At 68.8% G+C, this 13,786-nt stretch carries 14 protein-coding genes; 4 read left to right on the forward strand and 10 right to left on the reverse strand.

The annotated features are described in order from the left end of the window. Positions 1 to 727: 727 nt before the first annotated feature. From ACWFR3_RS25000 to ACWFR3_RS25010, 3 genes are all read right to left on the reverse strand, one after another. Positions 728 to 982, reverse strand: a complete 255-nt coding sequence (locus tag ACWFR3_RS25000; RefSeq protein ID WP_453736847.1) for a hypothetical protein — start codon at positions 980 to 982, stop codon at positions 728 to 730. 452 nt (positions 983 to 1,434) lie between these two features. Next, positions 1,435 to 2,352, reverse strand: coding sequence for a cupin domain-containing protein (locus tag ACWFR3_RS25005; RefSeq protein WP_453736848.1), 918 nt, complete (start codon positions 2,350 to 2,352; stop codon positions 1,435 to 1,437). Positions 2,353 to 2,443: 91 nt separating this feature from the next. Next, positions 2,444 to 3,352 (reverse strand): zinc-binding dehydrogenase, encoded by a 909-nt coding sequence (locus tag ACWFR3_RS25010; RefSeq protein WP_453736849.1) that lies wholly within the window; start codon positions 3,350 to 3,352, stop codon positions 2,444 to 2,446. Between the two features lie 412 nt (positions 3,353 to 3,764). On the opposite strand from ACWFR3_RS25010, the gene ACWFR3_RS25015 reads away from it, so the two are divergent. Beyond that, complete coding sequence (locus ACWFR3_RS25015) at positions 3,765 to 4,388, forward strand: DUF7691 family protein (RefSeq protein WP_453736850.1); 624 nt, start codon at positions 3,765 to 3,767, stop codon at positions 4,386 to 4,388. Positions 4,389 to 4,531: 143 nt separating this feature from the next. On the opposite strand, the gene ACWFR3_RS25020 is transcribed toward ACWFR3_RS25015, so the two are convergent. The 4 genes from ACWFR3_RS25020 to ACWFR3_RS25035 form a co-directional block, all read right to left on the reverse strand. Further along, a complete protein-coding gene (locus ACWFR3_RS25020; RefSeq protein WP_453736851.1) occupies positions 4,532 to 5,137 on the reverse strand; it encodes a hypothetical protein in 606 nt (201 codons plus the stop codon). Between the two features lie 149 nt (positions 5,138 to 5,286). Then, entirely contained in the window at positions 5,287 to 6,108 is an 822-nt protein-coding gene (locus ACWFR3_RS25025; RefSeq protein WP_453736852.1) for a chaplin family protein, read from the reverse strand. Between the two features lie 524 nt (positions 6,109 to 6,632). Further along, the gene (locus ACWFR3_RS25030; protein WP_453736853.1) at positions 6,633 to 7,910 is read right to left on the reverse strand and encodes an alpha/beta hydrolase; all 1,278 of its coding nucleotides are present in this window, start codon (positions 7,908 to 7,910) and stop codon (positions 6,633 to 6,635) included. An 87-nt stretch (positions 7,911 to 7,997) separates the two neighbouring features. Further along, positions 7,998 to 8,693, reverse strand: a complete 696-nt coding sequence (locus ACWFR3_RS25035; RefSeq protein WP_453736854.1) for an alpha/beta hydrolase family protein — start codon at positions 8,691 to 8,693, stop codon at positions 7,998 to 8,000. Between the two features lie 650 nt (positions 8,694 to 9,343). On the opposite strand from ACWFR3_RS25035, the gene ACWFR3_RS25040 reads away from it, so the two are divergent. Together ACWFR3_RS25040 and ACWFR3_RS25045 are read left to right on the forward strand one after the other, a co-directional pair. After that, positions 9,344 to 9,949 (forward strand): SigE family RNA polymerase sigma factor, encoded by a 606-nt coding sequence (locus tag ACWFR3_RS25040; RefSeq protein ID WP_453736855.1) that lies wholly within the window; start codon positions 9,344 to 9,346, stop codon positions 9,947 to 9,949. Further along, positions 9,946 to 10,254 carry a hypothetical protein gene (locus tag ACWFR3_RS25045; RefSeq protein WP_453736856.1) on the forward strand — a complete coding sequence of 103 codons (309 nt, stop codon included), beginning with the start codon at positions 9,946 to 9,948 and terminating at the stop codon, positions 10,252 to 10,254. Before ACWFR3_RS25040 ends, ACWFR3_RS25045 begins: the two co-directional genes overlap by 4 nt. A 103-nt stretch (positions 10,255 to 10,357) precedes the next feature. On the opposite strand, the gene ACWFR3_RS25050 is transcribed toward ACWFR3_RS25045, so the two are convergent. The 3 genes from ACWFR3_RS25050 to ACWFR3_RS25060 all read right to left on the reverse strand — a co-directional run bounded on the left by ACWFR3_RS25050 (position 10,358) and on the right by ACWFR3_RS25060 (position 12,795). Next, positions 10,358 to 11,134 carry an ABC transporter permease gene (locus tag ACWFR3_RS25050; protein ID WP_453736857.1) on the reverse strand — a complete coding sequence of 259 codons (777 nt, stop codon included), beginning with the start codon at positions 11,132 to 11,134 and terminating at the stop codon, positions 10,358 to 10,360. Next, positions 11,131 to 12,180: an ATP-binding cassette domain-containing protein gene (locus tag ACWFR3_RS25055; RefSeq protein WP_453736858.1), complete on the reverse strand. Its 1,050-nt coding sequence runs from the start codon at positions 12,178 to 12,180 to the stop codon at positions 11,131 to 11,133. The genes ACWFR3_RS25050 and ACWFR3_RS25055 overlap by 4 nt, the downstream gene beginning before the upstream one ends. A 159-nt stretch (positions 12,181 to 12,339) precedes the next feature. Beyond that, a complete protein-coding gene (locus ACWFR3_RS25060; RefSeq protein WP_453736859.1) occupies positions 12,340 to 12,795 on the reverse strand; it encodes a VOC family protein in 456 nt (151 codons plus the stop codon). Positions 12,796 to 12,851: 56 nt separating this feature from the next. Between ACWFR3_RS25060 and ACWFR3_RS25065 the strand changes: the two genes are divergently transcribed. Then, positions 12,852 to 13,751 carry a LysR family transcriptional regulator gene (locus tag ACWFR3_RS25065; protein ID WP_453736860.1) on the forward strand — a complete coding sequence of 300 codons (900 nt, stop codon included), beginning with the start codon at positions 12,852 to 12,854 and terminating at the stop codon, positions 13,749 to 13,751. Positions 13,752 to 13,786 lie beyond the last annotated feature (35 nt).

The following is a 13,786-nucleotide window of genomic DNA, read 5'->3' on the forward strand; positions in this document are numbered from 1 at the left end:
CAGGCAACTGGCACTGCCCGTTGTGTTACTCATCAGCCTCGGCCTTCTGTTGGGGTCCCCAAACCCCCTCGCCCCCCGCCGCCCCCCGCCTGGCGGCGGGCGGCCGGTCCCTTCTCCCCGCGTTCCCCCGAACGGACACGGCATGTCCGCCAATCCGGCCCAGCCTCTGCCGGACCTGAACCTGCGACAGGAGCAGCCGCCATTACCGGACCCTCCGGCGGACACCACACGAGCACGGACCGCCTCAACATCTGCCAGACCTCGCCCGACAACGCCCCCTGCTGCACGTTCGCCTTCAACGGCGAACTCGACGTCGCCAGCATCGGCGAGTTCAGCGACACCGTCGTGCACACCCTCGAACGCGGCGCCCGCCACCTCTGCCTCGACCTCGCGGGCATCATCTGCTGCGACAACGGCAGCCTCTACACCCTCCTGGGCATCCGGCACGCCGCCGGCCACACGGCGGCAGCCTCTCCATCACCGCAGCCAGCACCGCCGTCACTGACGCCCTCTACCGCACCGCACTTCACGAACTCCTGCCGCTGGCGCCGAACGGAGCAGGACGAACCAGGCCGCGAAACATCCCGCAATGATCAGAACCCGCCCGGGGCCTGTGGCGACAGTCCTGCTGCGCTGAGCAGCCGGCACCCGGCCGCCGCGCTGCGGCGGCCGGGAGGCATGCGTCTGCCGGGACTTCAGAGCCCCGGCACGGTCTCATGGGGCAGGCTCAGAGCCAGCCCGGCCCGCAAGCGGCGCCGCCGCACGTGCCCCGGATGGCGCGGCCTTCGACCACGACGCTCCCGGCCACGACGCGCTCTTCGGAGTTGTCGACCACTTGCAGGGTGTTCTCACCCTCCATGGCCATGGCCCGTACGTGGCCGGGCTCCAGGGGAGCCGAATCGGCGTAGGCGGTACCTGCACTGCCAGCGAGCGTGATGGCGGCCGTGACAGCCAGAAGTCCGAGCGAACGACGCATGCGCATACGAGGAATCCGTTCTGAGGTAGGGATCTTTCCTGGGACAGAATGGCTGCGGCCGTTCTGTCTGTGTCAGCGCCTGGCAGTGTTCTGATCAAGATTCACCCGGTTGCGGAATAGTCGTCCTGCAACTGCCGGTCGCAGCGCTAACTGGCCTAGCCGTGGGAAGACTTGGGAAGGCCCGAGGGCCCCCACGGACAAAATCCGCCCGCCCGCGGGGCGACACGATCCGACATCGACCCTGATCGCGCCGGTCGCTGTCGAGGTCGCCCGCCCGGTCGCTGAGTCCGGGCCGAGGCGCCGGGCGCAAGCGGAGGACGGGGAGGGGTACCCGACGACGGTCCGCGGCCTGGTGGTTGGTGGAGGTCGCGGCGGGCACCACCCGCCATGTGGTGGTGACGGTTACCCGCCTACGGTGACTCGTGCTCAAGGGTCGCCGGTCATCGCCTGCCTGCGAATCACTTGCGCAGTCGAGATCGGTACTCGCCGGGGGGCATGCCCCGGACGCGGCGGAAGGCACGGCTGAAAGCGTGCGGCGAGGCATAACCAACCGCGCCGGAGATCGACTCGACCGGCTCGTCGCTGTCGCGGAGCCGGACGGACGCCAGGTCGATGCGCCACTGCGTCACGTATGCGCCCGGCGTCTGTCCGAGCGCGGACCGGAAGTGCCGGGACAGCGTCGTCCGGGAGACCGCCGTCGCGGCCGCCAGGGACTCGGTGGTCCAGGGGTGTTCCGGCCGGGCGTGGACACATGCCAGGGCATCGCGCACGATCGGATCACGCATGGCGCCCAGCCATGAGCCGGACTGCTCCTGCGGGTGGCGGGCCAGCCAGACGCGTACGAACTGGATGAGCAGAAGGTCGACGATGCTGTTGACGGCGGCGGTGGTGCCGATCTGCGGCTGCGCCAGCTCCGCCGTGAGCAGCTCGACGGTCTTTCTGAGCTGTGCGTTCTCCCGGCTCGTAACGTGCATCGGCCGGTGGAGGGAGGTGAGCACCGGCGTGCTCACCTCCGGGTCCTGCTCATAGCGCAGGACGAGCACTTCCGTCTGCGCCGGCGTCGAGCCCAGGTGCAGGGCGCTGCCGTCGGTGCGGGCCTGGTCCGTCGCCTCGCGGTCACAGGGAGCCATCGTCGTACTGGACCCGCCGGCTATTCCGTGGTCGGTGCCCGGCGGCAGCAGGACGGCGTCTCCTGCCTGCACCTCCAGGGGTTTGTCGCCCGGGACGTGGAGCCGCATCGTGCCGCGGGACACCACGTGCAGTGTCGCTCCCGGAGAGGACTCCAGCCACAGGCCCCAGGGTTCCCCGGCCTTCAGTACGACCCCGAGCGCGCCTCGCGCACCCGATACGCGCAAGGCCTCCGCGAGTACGTCCATCGTTCCATTCTCGTCGACGGGCGTCGGACCACGACGGGCGTCGAACCATGCCGGGCGTCGGACCATGAGGGGCGTCGGACCATGAGGGGCGTCAGACCACGTCAAGAACGATCTTCCCGTGCACCTTCCGCGCGAACAGTGCCCGGACGGCGTCGTCCACGTCCTGCCAGTTGCCTCGCAGTCCGACCGGTGCCGAGAGCCTCCCGGCGGCCATGAGGCCCAGCAGGTCCGTCAGTTCCCCGCTGGTCGGCGTCATGTCGCCGTAGGTGGCGATGGAGCGGGGTTCGCCGAAGCCGAACAGGGCCCCTGACGCAAACGTGGTGTCCTGCCCCGAGGAGTAGCCGACCAGGTGGATGGTGCCGCCCTCGGCGAGAAGGCTCCACGCCCGGGCCATCAGCGGGCCACCGACCGTGTCCAGGACGAGGTCGAAGGAGCACTCGGTCTCGGCCAGGTCGGTCAGGACTTTGTCGGCCCCCAGTTCGCGGAGTCCGGCGGCCCGGTCCGGCGAACCCACCAGTGCCGTCACCCGGGCGCCCGCCAGCGCCGCCAACTGGACGGCGAAGTGCCCCACTCCCCCGCTGGCGCCGGTGACCAGCACGTCGCGCGCCAGCAGGGAACGCTTGCGCAGCACCCGCAGCGCGGTGACTCCCGCGATCCCCAGCGCGGCGCCGTCGGCCAGATCCACGCCATCGGGGACGGTGCCGAGCGAGGCGGGGCTGACTGCCACCCGCTCCGCCCACGCGTGGGACGACATCCCCAGCGCGACGCGCGTACCTTCGGGCGGCCCCGAGCCGTCGGATGCGGCGCGCACGACGATGCCGGCCGCGTCGTGGCCGTGCACAGCGCCGGCCGGCCACTGGTGCACGTAATTGAGCTCTCCGAAGTTGAGACCGATATGCCGTATCTCGACCAACGCCTCGTCGCTGGACGGCACGGGCTCATCGACATCGGCGAACCGGACGGGTCCGACCTCGCCGTGATCGACCACAAGGGCGCGCATGGGTGTGTTTCCTTCTCTCGTGGATGCGCCTGAACACTGGGCGCGATAGTGGAGGGCGTGCGCGAATGCCGCACTGCCGCCTCCTTGAAACCCTACGCAGGACCAGCACAGCGACCAGTCCCGTGAGAACCGATCAGTTGACGATCTGTAGCAGTGCGGCTCGGCCCCGACGGTCAGCGCCGCGTGCGGTACCCGGTCGCCGCGGATGCGTTCGAGGCAGACGCCTTGGTGCAGCAGGTACCGCTTGCGGTATTCGGCCAGGTGACTCGACGCCGACGAACTGCAGTGACCGGCAGGGTGGAAGCGGCAGTGTTCATACGGACTGTCATACCGGGCCCTGGACCCGGACCTCCACGAACACCCGCCGCCATGCGCCCATATGGCTGTCAGAGGCCGCCGTTAGGGTCGGGGCATGAGTTCTTCCCTGAGCGTGTACCTGCTCGACGTGGCCGCCACGCGCGCCCTGATCGGCTCCCGTGACGAGCAACTGCTCGCCGTCATCCGCGAAAACTACGCCGCCCAACTGGCCCGTGATGACCAGGAATCCTCCTTCGCCATCGAGGAGGGCGCGCCCACCGCACTCGAGGCACTGACGGCCGTCGTGAACGGCGGACCCTTCAGCACCGACGAGAACCACGCCTTCCAGTACGGCTACGCCTACCTGCGCCTGTGTGACCTCACCGGCTCGTTCCTGGCCAACAACTGCTTCACCCCGCACCGCGGCGACTGGCTGTCCGACGTGGACGCGGGGCTGACCGCCCGGGGCATCACTGCGGTGTCCACGGAAGATTTCTTCTTCGGCTCGCTGCCCGGCCCGCTGCCACGAGGGGCGGACACCCCGGACTCCGGCGAGTGGACGCACGAGCAGTGCACCAAAGCTCTGGAGCAGTTCGAGGCCGCCCAGCGGGCCATCGACGCGGGCGGGCAGGCCCCCCGTCTGGAACCCGAGGTCGACCGGGCGGTCAAGCAGTGCCTGGGCTGGATACGGCACGCGGCCGCGCGTCCGGGCTACGGAGTCATCGGCTTCCGCTTCTAGGCCCTGCCGTCCTTCCCGGCGGGTGCGGCTGGTCAGGCGTGCGCGCTGCCAGGACGGACGGCGCCGACCAACTGCTGATGACAACGCCCGGTCACAGGTCACAGGCGGCGAATCCGGATGCCGGGGAAGGCGAGGGGGCGATGTCAGCACTCCAAGCCGATGATGCCCCACCCGCGTCCTGCAGCCTCGGCTACTACCTCCCCCCAACCGGTGACGAGGGCAGCAAACGACGAGAAGGTACTGACCCGCCCTGTGGTCCCGGCGAGGTGCTGTTCGAAAGGTGCACGCAGCAACGGCAGGTCGGGCTCAAGCCGGGTCCAGAAGTAATGGAGGGCTGTTACGTCCTCGGGGAGGAGCCACAGCATGGTCTCCGGGCACCAGTGGTTCTCCCGTCCGGGAACGGCAGGGGTGAACGGAGGGTCCGCGAACTGCCAGTTGTATTCGCCCCAGAACAGGGGAGCACTGAACTCGTCGAAGGCCGTGCGCAGTCCGGGCTGGACGAACCTTCGCATCTTGTCCCAGCGTTCACCGGCCCAGAAATGCGGCTTGTACGAGGTGAGGGTGTTACGGAACTCGTAGCGCGCGTACCAGGGGCGGTCTTCGGCATCGGGCCAGGCCCATCCCTCCGGCTGGCGGGCCTGTCGGACGTCGTCACTACCGAACGCGGCGGTCTCCACCAGATCGGCCCGCGACCCGGCCGGCACCGCTTCTATGTACGCGCAGTCAACGATCAGCAGTTCCATACACACGCCCACACAGTGAGCCTAGACCAGCTCGTCGCGGCATCCGGCTGCAGGCCTGCCGGTGATGGCGTCCAAGGGCCCAGACCCGGATGCCTGAGACGCCGGCGGGCGCCGGCATCCGGGTCGCGAACAGGCGGACACTTCCAGCGCCCGTCTCAGCGGCGGGAAGACCGCGCCCGCCGGGTCATCACGACGCCTGCGCCGGTGATCCCGGCCGCAGCGAGGGCAGCCAGGCCCAGACCGTCTTCGGCGCCGGTCTCGGCGAGGGCCGGCGCACCGGGCACGGCCGCATCTCCCGCTGATGACGGGCCCGCAGAGCCCTCGAGGCCCGCACCGTGCCCGGACGCGACGGGCGTGAGGCCGGCCTGGCGGCCGTCCCGAGCAGAGCCCGTGACGGGGTGACCGGCCTCCGGGCCCTGTTCCCGCGAGAGCTGGTCACGGTGGGCGCCACCGTCCGCAGGCGCCGTGGGAGACGAAGCGTGCGACGCCTGCGGGCTCCCGTGCTGCTGGGGCTTGCCGGCATCATCGCCGGGGCGCTGAGGCTTGCCCGCACCGTCGCCGGGGTGCTGAGGCTTGCCCGCACCGTCGCCGGGGTGCTGGACAGGTCGACGTCCGGTCTCCTGCGCGGGGCCCTCGTCCCCGTAACCTGACGGATGTTGCGGCTGCGCGGCGGAACCCTGCGGCGGGGTGCCCTGCTGTCCTGCCTGCCCCTTGTCACCAAAAGACCCGCGGGAGTGCGCGTCGGCATTCGCGCACCGGTTCCCGAAAGCCGGATTGAGCAGACCCACGACATTCACGGTGTTGCCGCAGACATTCGCCGGTACGTGGAGCGGGAGTTGGGCCAGGTTGCCCGAAACGGCACCGGGGGAACCCTGAGCCGCGCCCTGGGCACCGCTGTCCGCCTGCGCGCACGACGCGCCGATCAGGCCGACGCCCGCTGCAAAGCATGCGGGGAGGGCGAGGTAGAGGGACTTCATCTCCACAAGTGTTCCTTTACTGCACAAGGAGAGCTCTGATGCTCTGACTGTGCAGCTCAACGAGACAATCCCGCACCGCGTCACTGAGTTCCATTCCCTACATCCGTGGATTAGAACGCCCGGTGCTCGCCCGGTGCTTTCGGGGCTCCCAGGTGCCAGCGGCGAAAGGCTGTTCCGTGAACGGGCGGCGTTAATTCCCAAGCCGGAGCGCGGCCACCGGGATGCACAGCGGCCGAACAAAGGCGATCAGCTGCCCGGACCGACCGGATTGGTCACCCGAACGAAATCCCATCCATCGGATGACAATTCACCAGGCCGGGTGTCCCCGGAATTCGCAGAAACGTTGGTGCAGCGTGGAACCGGCCGGACACGATGCACTCCCCGGCGGCATCCCGCACCCACCGGCAGTGATCACAGCAACATACAGCAGCAGACCCCCGGTTAGCCCTCGCGGCCGCCGGGCGCACCGCCCCCGTGGACCGGCGGTGCGCGAACGGAGAGCCCTTTGCGCAGACGGCTGCCGTTCAGGGGGCCGCGGCGGTGACGTCCACATCCGTGATGGCCGCGTCGGGATGCCGCGCCCCCGTCAGTACCTGGTCCTGCCCGGTGTCGCCGAGGAGGTAGCGGCGGAAGAAGGCGCCGAGGTACGTGGCGGCGACATGGCGCTGCTGCGGCTCGGTCAGCTGCCTGGCCGGCGCCGCACCCTCACGGTCAGTGCACTGCCCGGGGTGTCCTTGAACCGGCATGGCGTCGTCGGAGGCCGCGACCTGACGGCTCTGAGGCGACCACTGCGTGTTGAAGTAGTTGTGGTTCGCCCCGTGGATCGCGAACCGGTAGAAGCCGCTCCGGTTCCCCTTGGCCGCGTCGGCCGCAAACCAGAACGCCTCGCTGCCGACCTGTCCGTCGCATGTTCCCCGGAAGGCGGCGAAGGGGGTCTTGGTGATCGTGTAGTTGGACATGTCCTCGGTCATCACGTTGTAGGCGGGCGCCACGGCCGCCACCGCCTTGATGTCGACGCCCTTGGGCCACTGTCCTCGATGACTGTCAGCCGCCTGCCAGGTGACCCCGGCGCCTGCCCTGGAGTGCCCCATGATCCCCACGTTGCCCATGTCCACGTGGTGGGCGAAGCCGACGCGTCGCGCCGCTCCGGTTGCCGGATCGGTGAACTTCCCGGCCAGCTCGCCCTTGCCTGTGGAGCTGAGCTTCTGCCACATGCGCAGATGCCGGTTGATGAGATCCGCGCGCGCGGCAGCGTTGTCATCCCCCGTCACGGAAGAGGCGTTGATGCCGTTTGCGCCGACCGAGACCACGACAAATCCCTGAGCGGCCAACTTGCGGCCCAGGTAGTCATATCCGCGCTCGCTGGGCAGGGCGGGTGTTCCCGACGCACACGGCCAGGCGGACAGTTTGGCATTGGCGGCTTCGTATGCGGCGTCGTCACCGTCGTGCTCGGCAGCTGTGCGCGCTGCGTCCGCCTTCCGGTCGGCGCACGTGTCGTGCAAGCCGTGCATCAGCACAATCAGTGGATGCCGCCCCGTGCCCAGGTCGGCGGGGTAGTGCGCCACCCCGGTCAGCTCGCCCGGTTGACCGGTCTGTGGCAGGTGCCAGGCCTCATTGCCCAGGTCGTAGCGGACCGTCTTGGCGGCCCCGGACGAAGGCACCGTGCTCCGTCCGGTCGCCTCGGTCGGTGCCGCGGCACCGGTTGCGGCCGTATACGTGAAGGCTGCCGCAGCGGCGGACAGCACCGCCGCCGACAGGCCCAGCAGACGAGCCGAAGTCCTCGTGCGCTTGTGTCGCTTCATCATGTCTCTCTCGGGTGAGTGCGGGGCCGGCCCGGAGCGTCTGGTTCCGCTCGCGGCCGTTGCCCGGGGTGAAGGTGAAGGCCGTCGTCAGCGGGCGGCGGTGTAGGAATCCAGCACGAACTGGATGACCCGGTCCTGCAACGCGGCGCCTGTGGCACCTTCCCGCTTGATCATGTCCGTTCCGTGCCGTTCGCCCTTCTGGATGACCAGGTCCTTCTTGCGGGCAACGGAGGCCGCGTAGACCTCACGGACCTGCTTCTCCACGTTGCCTTGCATGTCACCGGGTGACGTCACGAGAAGCGTCGGAACGCTCAGCTTCTTGACCGCCGCCACGCCGTCCACCCCGCCGCACCGGGCAGGCGAGGACATCATCAACAGGCCCACCACCCGCAAGGGCGTATCGACCCCGGCGACTGCCGCCGTCGTCCCCCCGCACGACGCCCCCGCCAGAAACACCCTCTTCGCGCCGACACGTCGCAGCTCCGCCAGTCCGGCCCGGGCATCCCGGTCGATGTGCTCGTTCTCAGCCAGTTCCTCGGACGCGCCGTGATTGCGGTACTCGGGGATCACCACGTGGTAGCCGCGCTTTGCCAGCTGCCGCCCGATGTCGACGAACGAGCAGATGCTGTAGCCCTGCTCGTGATCCAGAAGAACACCGTCGGGCCCGTCCCCCAGGACCAGCGCCGACAGATGCACCCCGTCGCTGGTCGTCAGCGTGGTGGCTTTGCTCCTGAGGTCCTTGGGCACGCACGCGTTGACGCGATGCCCGCGCGCCGTGCGCACCGTGGTGTCGGGCCAGCTCGGCTTGTACGAGACAGGCTCATGATCCGGCGGTGTCGCGGGAGCACTGCTCGGCGTCCGGGAGGGCACCGGCGCGGTGGACGTCGCGGCCCCCGCTTCCGCGTCACGCGCGGACCCGCCGGCCGGGCTCGCACAGCCCGGCACCAAGCCCAGGCCCAGACCCACCAGAACGGCGGCGGCAACAGCTCTGACTTTCAGCACAGTCTTCCTCAGGTCTCACATCCGACGGCGACGTGTCCTGCGCAGGCTGGACACGCACGTCCGCACGGGGGCGGAACGCCCCTTACGCCTTGACAGACGTGCGGACCTGCCCGGGGTTGCAGGTCGGGACGATCAACGTTCCGGAAGCGGCAGACGGACACGCCACGCCACAGCCGCACGCCCATACCGCGCGGTGAACTGCAACCTGTCGGCGCCTCACACGTCCTTCTCAGTAGAGGGCGCCCCCGCACCCCCGTAAGCCCTGAACCGCTCGATTAACGCAACAGGTTGACACATATGCCAGAAATCACCCGCCGGGAAATCATCCGCGGCAGCATCCGCCCGACACCCCCATGGCACCCCGGACCGGATGACGGCCGACACACACAGCGTCAAGGCGTCAGGACCGCGGCCGTGAGGAAAAGGCGCTGATGGCTGCCGTTTCCGCCTGTGAAGGTACTTTCCCGCGCAGCCGGTGGCGATGGCTACTGGCGCGCCTCTCCCAGAACCGAAACAGATCGGACCTCGCGGGCCGATTGTCCGGCACCACGTCGGAGGAAATCGACAGACTGTACCGCCACCGCAGGCTCGACCTCGTGCGCCTGGCCGTCCTCCTGGTCGACGACATCCCCACAGCCGAGGACGTCGTCCAGGAAGCCTTCGCAGCCCTCTACCGACGACACGGCAACACGCTCGACCGCATCGCCGACCCCGAGGCGTATGTACGGCGCAGCGTGGTCAATACCTCCAGGGACGTGCTGCGCAGGAGGCGCACGGTGCGCGCCTACATCCCGCCGCGCATCCTCCCCGTACCGCCACCGGAAGAAGAGGTCCTCCTCAGGGAAGAACACCAGGAAGTGCTGCGAGCACTGAGACTGCTCACCGTGCGCCAGCGGGAGGTCCTCGTCCTCAGGTACTGGTCGAACATGTCCGAAGCGGACATCGCAGCGACCCTGGGCCTGTCCCGGGGTGCGGTGAAGTCCACAGCGAGCCGGGCGCTCACGGCTCTGGCCAGAAGACTCAAGGAGACGCCATGACAGCCGTCGAGGACCGCCTGCGCGCCACACTGCACGCCCGGGCCAGCCAAGTCACCGCCCTCCGCCCGGACTTCTCACCACCGGCCCGCGCACGTACGGTGGTCCGCCCGGCACTGCGCAAGGCTGCGGCAGTCCTTCTGACCGCAGTCCTGGCAGCAGTCCTCCTCGTCCTGCCACGGCTCCTCTCCCGGGACGACCCGTCAGCCCCCGCCGACACTCCCCCACCCGCCAGCCCCAGCATCAGCACGTCACCTCCACCCGTCACCTCCCCGCCGGACGAGACACCCGGACCCGTCGCACCGTAGAGCAGCCGCAGCCGCAGCCGGAGCTGCGGCCGTCCGCCTCACCGCCCCCGCCCAGCGGTCCTCCCAGCCATCCCTCCCTCCATTCCTTGCAGGATCGGGATGACTACTTCGGGTCGGCGTTGAACTGCGATGTGGACCAGCGGTGGCCGAGGAAGGTGAGGGCCAGGCACCAGGCCAGTGCAATCCACCAGTTGTTGCCGATCTCGATGCCCAGAAGAAGGCCGCGCAGGGTTTCTATGGCGGGGGTGAAGGGCTGGTATTCGGCGATCGGCTGGAACCAGCCGGGCATCGAGTGCAGGGGGACGAAGGCGCTGGAGATGAGGGGCAGCAGGATCAGCGGCTGCGCGCTGTTGGCGGCTGCCTCGGCATTCGGGCTGCCCAGACCCATGCCGACGGCGATCCAGGTGAACGCCAGAGTGAAGAGGGCGAGCAAGCCGAAGGCGGCGAGCCATTCCGGGAGGGTGGCGTCCACTGACCGGAAGCCCATGGCGACGCCGACGGCGCCGACCAGGACCAGGCTGAGCAGGGTCTGCACGACGCTTCCGACGACGTGGCCGAAGAGGATGGAGCTGCGGTGGATGGCCATGGTGCGGAAGCGGGCGATGATGCCCTCGTTCATGTCGGTGGAGACCGACACGGCCGTGCCGATGGTGGTCGAGCCGATCGTCATCAGCAGGATGCCGGGGACGATGAAGGCGATGTAGGCGTCGCGGCCCGCGCCCCCGCTCATGGTGTCGCCGAAGATGTAGACGAACAGCAGGAGCAACATGATCGGGGTGAGGAGTAGTTGCAGGGTCAGCGACGGGTAGCGGCGGGCGTGCAGGAGGTTGCGGCGCAGCATCGTGGAGGAGTCGCGCACGGCGAGGGAGAGGGAGCTCATCGGACGGTCTCCTTGGACTGGCTGGCCTGGTCGGCCTGGCGGGCCTGGTCGGTCTGGTCGCCCTGGTGGGCCTGGCTGGGGACTGACGCATCGGGGGCGCCGCCGGTGAGGGCGAAGAAGACGTCGTCGAGGTCGGGGGTGTGCACGGTGAGCTCGTCCGCCTCGATGCCGGTCGCGTCCAGCCAGTCGAGGATCGAACGCAGCTCGCGCTGGCTGCCGTCGCTGGGCATCTGCAGCACCAGCGCCTCGTCGTCGCAGGTGACCCCGTCCAGGACGGAGGCGGCGTGCTGGTAGACGGCCGGGGCGGTGAAGCGGAGCCGGATGTGGCCGCCGGGGATCATGCGCTTCAGTTCTTCCGCGCTGCCCTCCGCGGCGATCTGCCCGTTGCTCAACACCGCGATACGGTCGGCGAGTTCATCCGCCTCTTGCAGGTACTGGGTGGTGAGGAAGACGGTGACGCCGCCGGTGACGAGCTCACGGATGATCTGCCACATGGTGTGGCGGGAGCGTGGATCGAGTCCGGTGGTCGGCTCGTCGAGGAAGATGATCTGGGGATTGCCGACCAGGGTCATGGCGATGTCCAGGCGGCGCTTCATACCGCCGGAGTAGCTGGAGGCGGGCTTCTTGGCTGCCTCCACCAGGTCGAAGCGCTCCAGGAGTTCGGCTGCGACCCGGCGGCCCTCCTGCTTGGAGAGGTGGTGCAGGTCGGCCATGAGGAGCATGTTCTCCTCGCCGGTGATCAGGCCGTCGACGGCGGAGAACTGGCCGGTCACCCCGATCATCGCGCGGGCCGCGTGCGCGTCGGTGGACGGGTCGTGGCCGCCGACACGGACGGTGCCGGCATCCGGAGCGATGAGTGTGGAGAGGATCTTGACGGCGGTGGTCTTGCCCGCGCCGTTCGGGCCGAGCAGAGCGAAGACCGTACCCCGCGGGACCGTCAGATCGATCCCGTCGAGGACGACCTTGTCGCCGTAGGACTTGCGCAAGGCGACGGCGGAGAGTGCGGCGGGCATCTGGAGACCGCCCTCCGCACTGGTTGCGGACATGACAGATGACGACATGGCTTCCTTCCGTTCGGAGTTCAGGCAGGTTGATCAAGGGCAGAGCAGGCCGGCAGGTGAAAGAGCCGGGTGTGACATACGCGGGAGCGTGTGGAGTGCGAGCCGGGATACCCCGGGCGCAGGAAGGCCCCCTGTCCGGGGCGGTCAGGCGCCGGCGGGCGGAACCCACTCCACGAGCCGGATCACCACTCCGTTGGGGTCGGTGAGTTGTACCGCCCACTCGCCCCACGCCTCCTGTCGCAGGGGCATGGAAACGTGCGCACATTCGCGCCGCAGCCGCTCGTGTTCAGCCGCGAGACCGGTGACCGTGAGGCAAATCGCGACTTCCGATGACGCAGGCGACCCCCTGTGCACCTGGTGCTCATTGCCCGAGGGGGCTTGCAACACGACAAGGTCGGCAGCCGCGTCGTCACGTGCGAGATGGATGGCTTCCGGTGAGAGCAGGACCTCACGGAAGCCCAGGTGGGCGGTGAAGAACCGGCTCGACGCCGCCGGATCGGCGACGGTCAGCAGCAGCGCCGACGCCACTATGTTCATAGCTGATCTCCTCTGCAGCGGCTGTCCTCGCTCAAGGATCAGCGTGACGCGAAGGTCGATCAACGACCTATTCTGCACGGATAGTTAATCTGAGAGTTCACGATCGACGGGGGTGGACAGTGGAGCTGCGGGAGATAGAGATCTTCCTGGTCCTGGCCGAGGAGCTGCATTTCGGCCGCACGGCGGAACGGCTGCACGTCACCCCGGCCCGGGTCAGCCAGGCCATCAAGAAGCAGGAACGCATCATCGGCGCCGAACTCTTCCAGCGGACCAGCCGCAGCGTTCAACTGACCCCGATCGGCAGTCAGTTGCGAGACGGCCTGTCGATCGGATACCGGCAGATCCAGGAGACACTGGCCGCGGCAGTCGAAGCGGGCCGGACCTTCACCGGGACACTCACCGTCGGGTACTCGGCCGCCTGGTGCGGCAACCTGGTCGTGGCGGCCGCCGACATCTTCCGCACCCGCCATCCCCACTGCGTGATCCGGTTCCGCAACTCGCAGATGGACGAACCCCTCACGCCGATGCGCGACGGGAGCTGCGATGTCCAGCTCATCGAACTGCCCATCGACGAGCCCGACATCGTCAACGGCCCGGTGCTGTTCACCGAGCCCCGAGCACTCGTCGTACCCGCCGACCACCCCTTCGCCAAGCGTGCGACCGTATCTTTGGAAGACCTCGCACAAGCACCGCTGATCTCGGTCACCGATCAGCCGGAATACTTCCTCGACCTGCACTACCCCCGACACACACCCACCGGCCGGACCATTCCCCGCGGGCCGTCGGCCACGGCCTGGCAGGATGTCCTCGCCCTGGTCGGCGCAGGCAAGGGAGTGTCCCCCACCTGCCTGCGCGCAGCGCACTACTACTCCCGCCCCGACATCGCCTACATCCCCTTCAGCGACGCACCGCCAGTCCACTACGGCCTTGTCTGGCCGGCCACCGGAAACACGGCAAAAGTACGGGCGTTCGCCCAAGCCGTGCAGGAAACCGCTGCCCTCGCAGCGCCCCCTGCCTGATGACCCGCACCGCACTCCGCCGTCAGCGCCGACAC

Source organism: Streptomyces sp. NPDC055189, assembly GCF_053606765.1.

Coding starts and splice junctions, on each gene's coding strand:
- ACWFR3_RS25000 (WP_453736847.1), bottom strand. CDS start 982: ATGCGCATGCGTCGTTCGCTCGGACTTCTGGCTGTCACGGCCGCCATC.
- ACWFR3_RS25005 (WP_453736848.1), bottom strand. CDS start 2,352: ATGGACGTACTCGCGGAGGCCTTGCGCGTATCGGGTGCGCGAGGCGCG.
- ACWFR3_RS25010 (WP_453736849.1), bottom strand. CDS start 3,352: ATGCGCGCCCTTGTGGTCGATCACGGCGAGGTCGGACCCGTCCGGTTC.
- ACWFR3_RS25015 (WP_453736850.1), top strand. CDS start 3,765: ATGAGTTCTTCCCTGAGCGTGTACCTGCTCGACGTGGCCGCCACGCGC.
- ACWFR3_RS25025 (WP_453736852.1), bottom strand. CDS start 6,108: ATGAAGTCCCTCTACCTCGCCCTCCCCGCATGCTTTGCAGCGGGCGTC.
- ACWFR3_RS25030 (WP_453736853.1), bottom strand. CDS start 7,910: ATGAAGCGACACAAGCGCACGAGGACTTCGGCTCGTCTGCTGGGCCTG.
- ACWFR3_RS25040 (WP_453736855.1), top strand. CDS start 9,344: ATGGCTGCCGTTTCCGCCTGTGAAGGTACTTTCCCGCGCAGCCGGTGG.
- ACWFR3_RS25045 (WP_453736856.1), top strand. CDS start 9,946: ATGACAGCCGTCGAGGACCGCCTGCGCGCCACACTGCACGCCCGGGCC.
- ACWFR3_RS25050 (WP_453736857.1), bottom strand. CDS start 11,134: ATGAGCTCCCTCTCCCTCGCCGTGCGCGACTCCTCCACGATGCTGCGC.
- ACWFR3_RS25055 (WP_453736858.1), bottom strand. CDS start 12,180: ATGTCCGCAACCAGTGCGGAGGGCGGTCTCCAGATGCCCGCCGCACTC.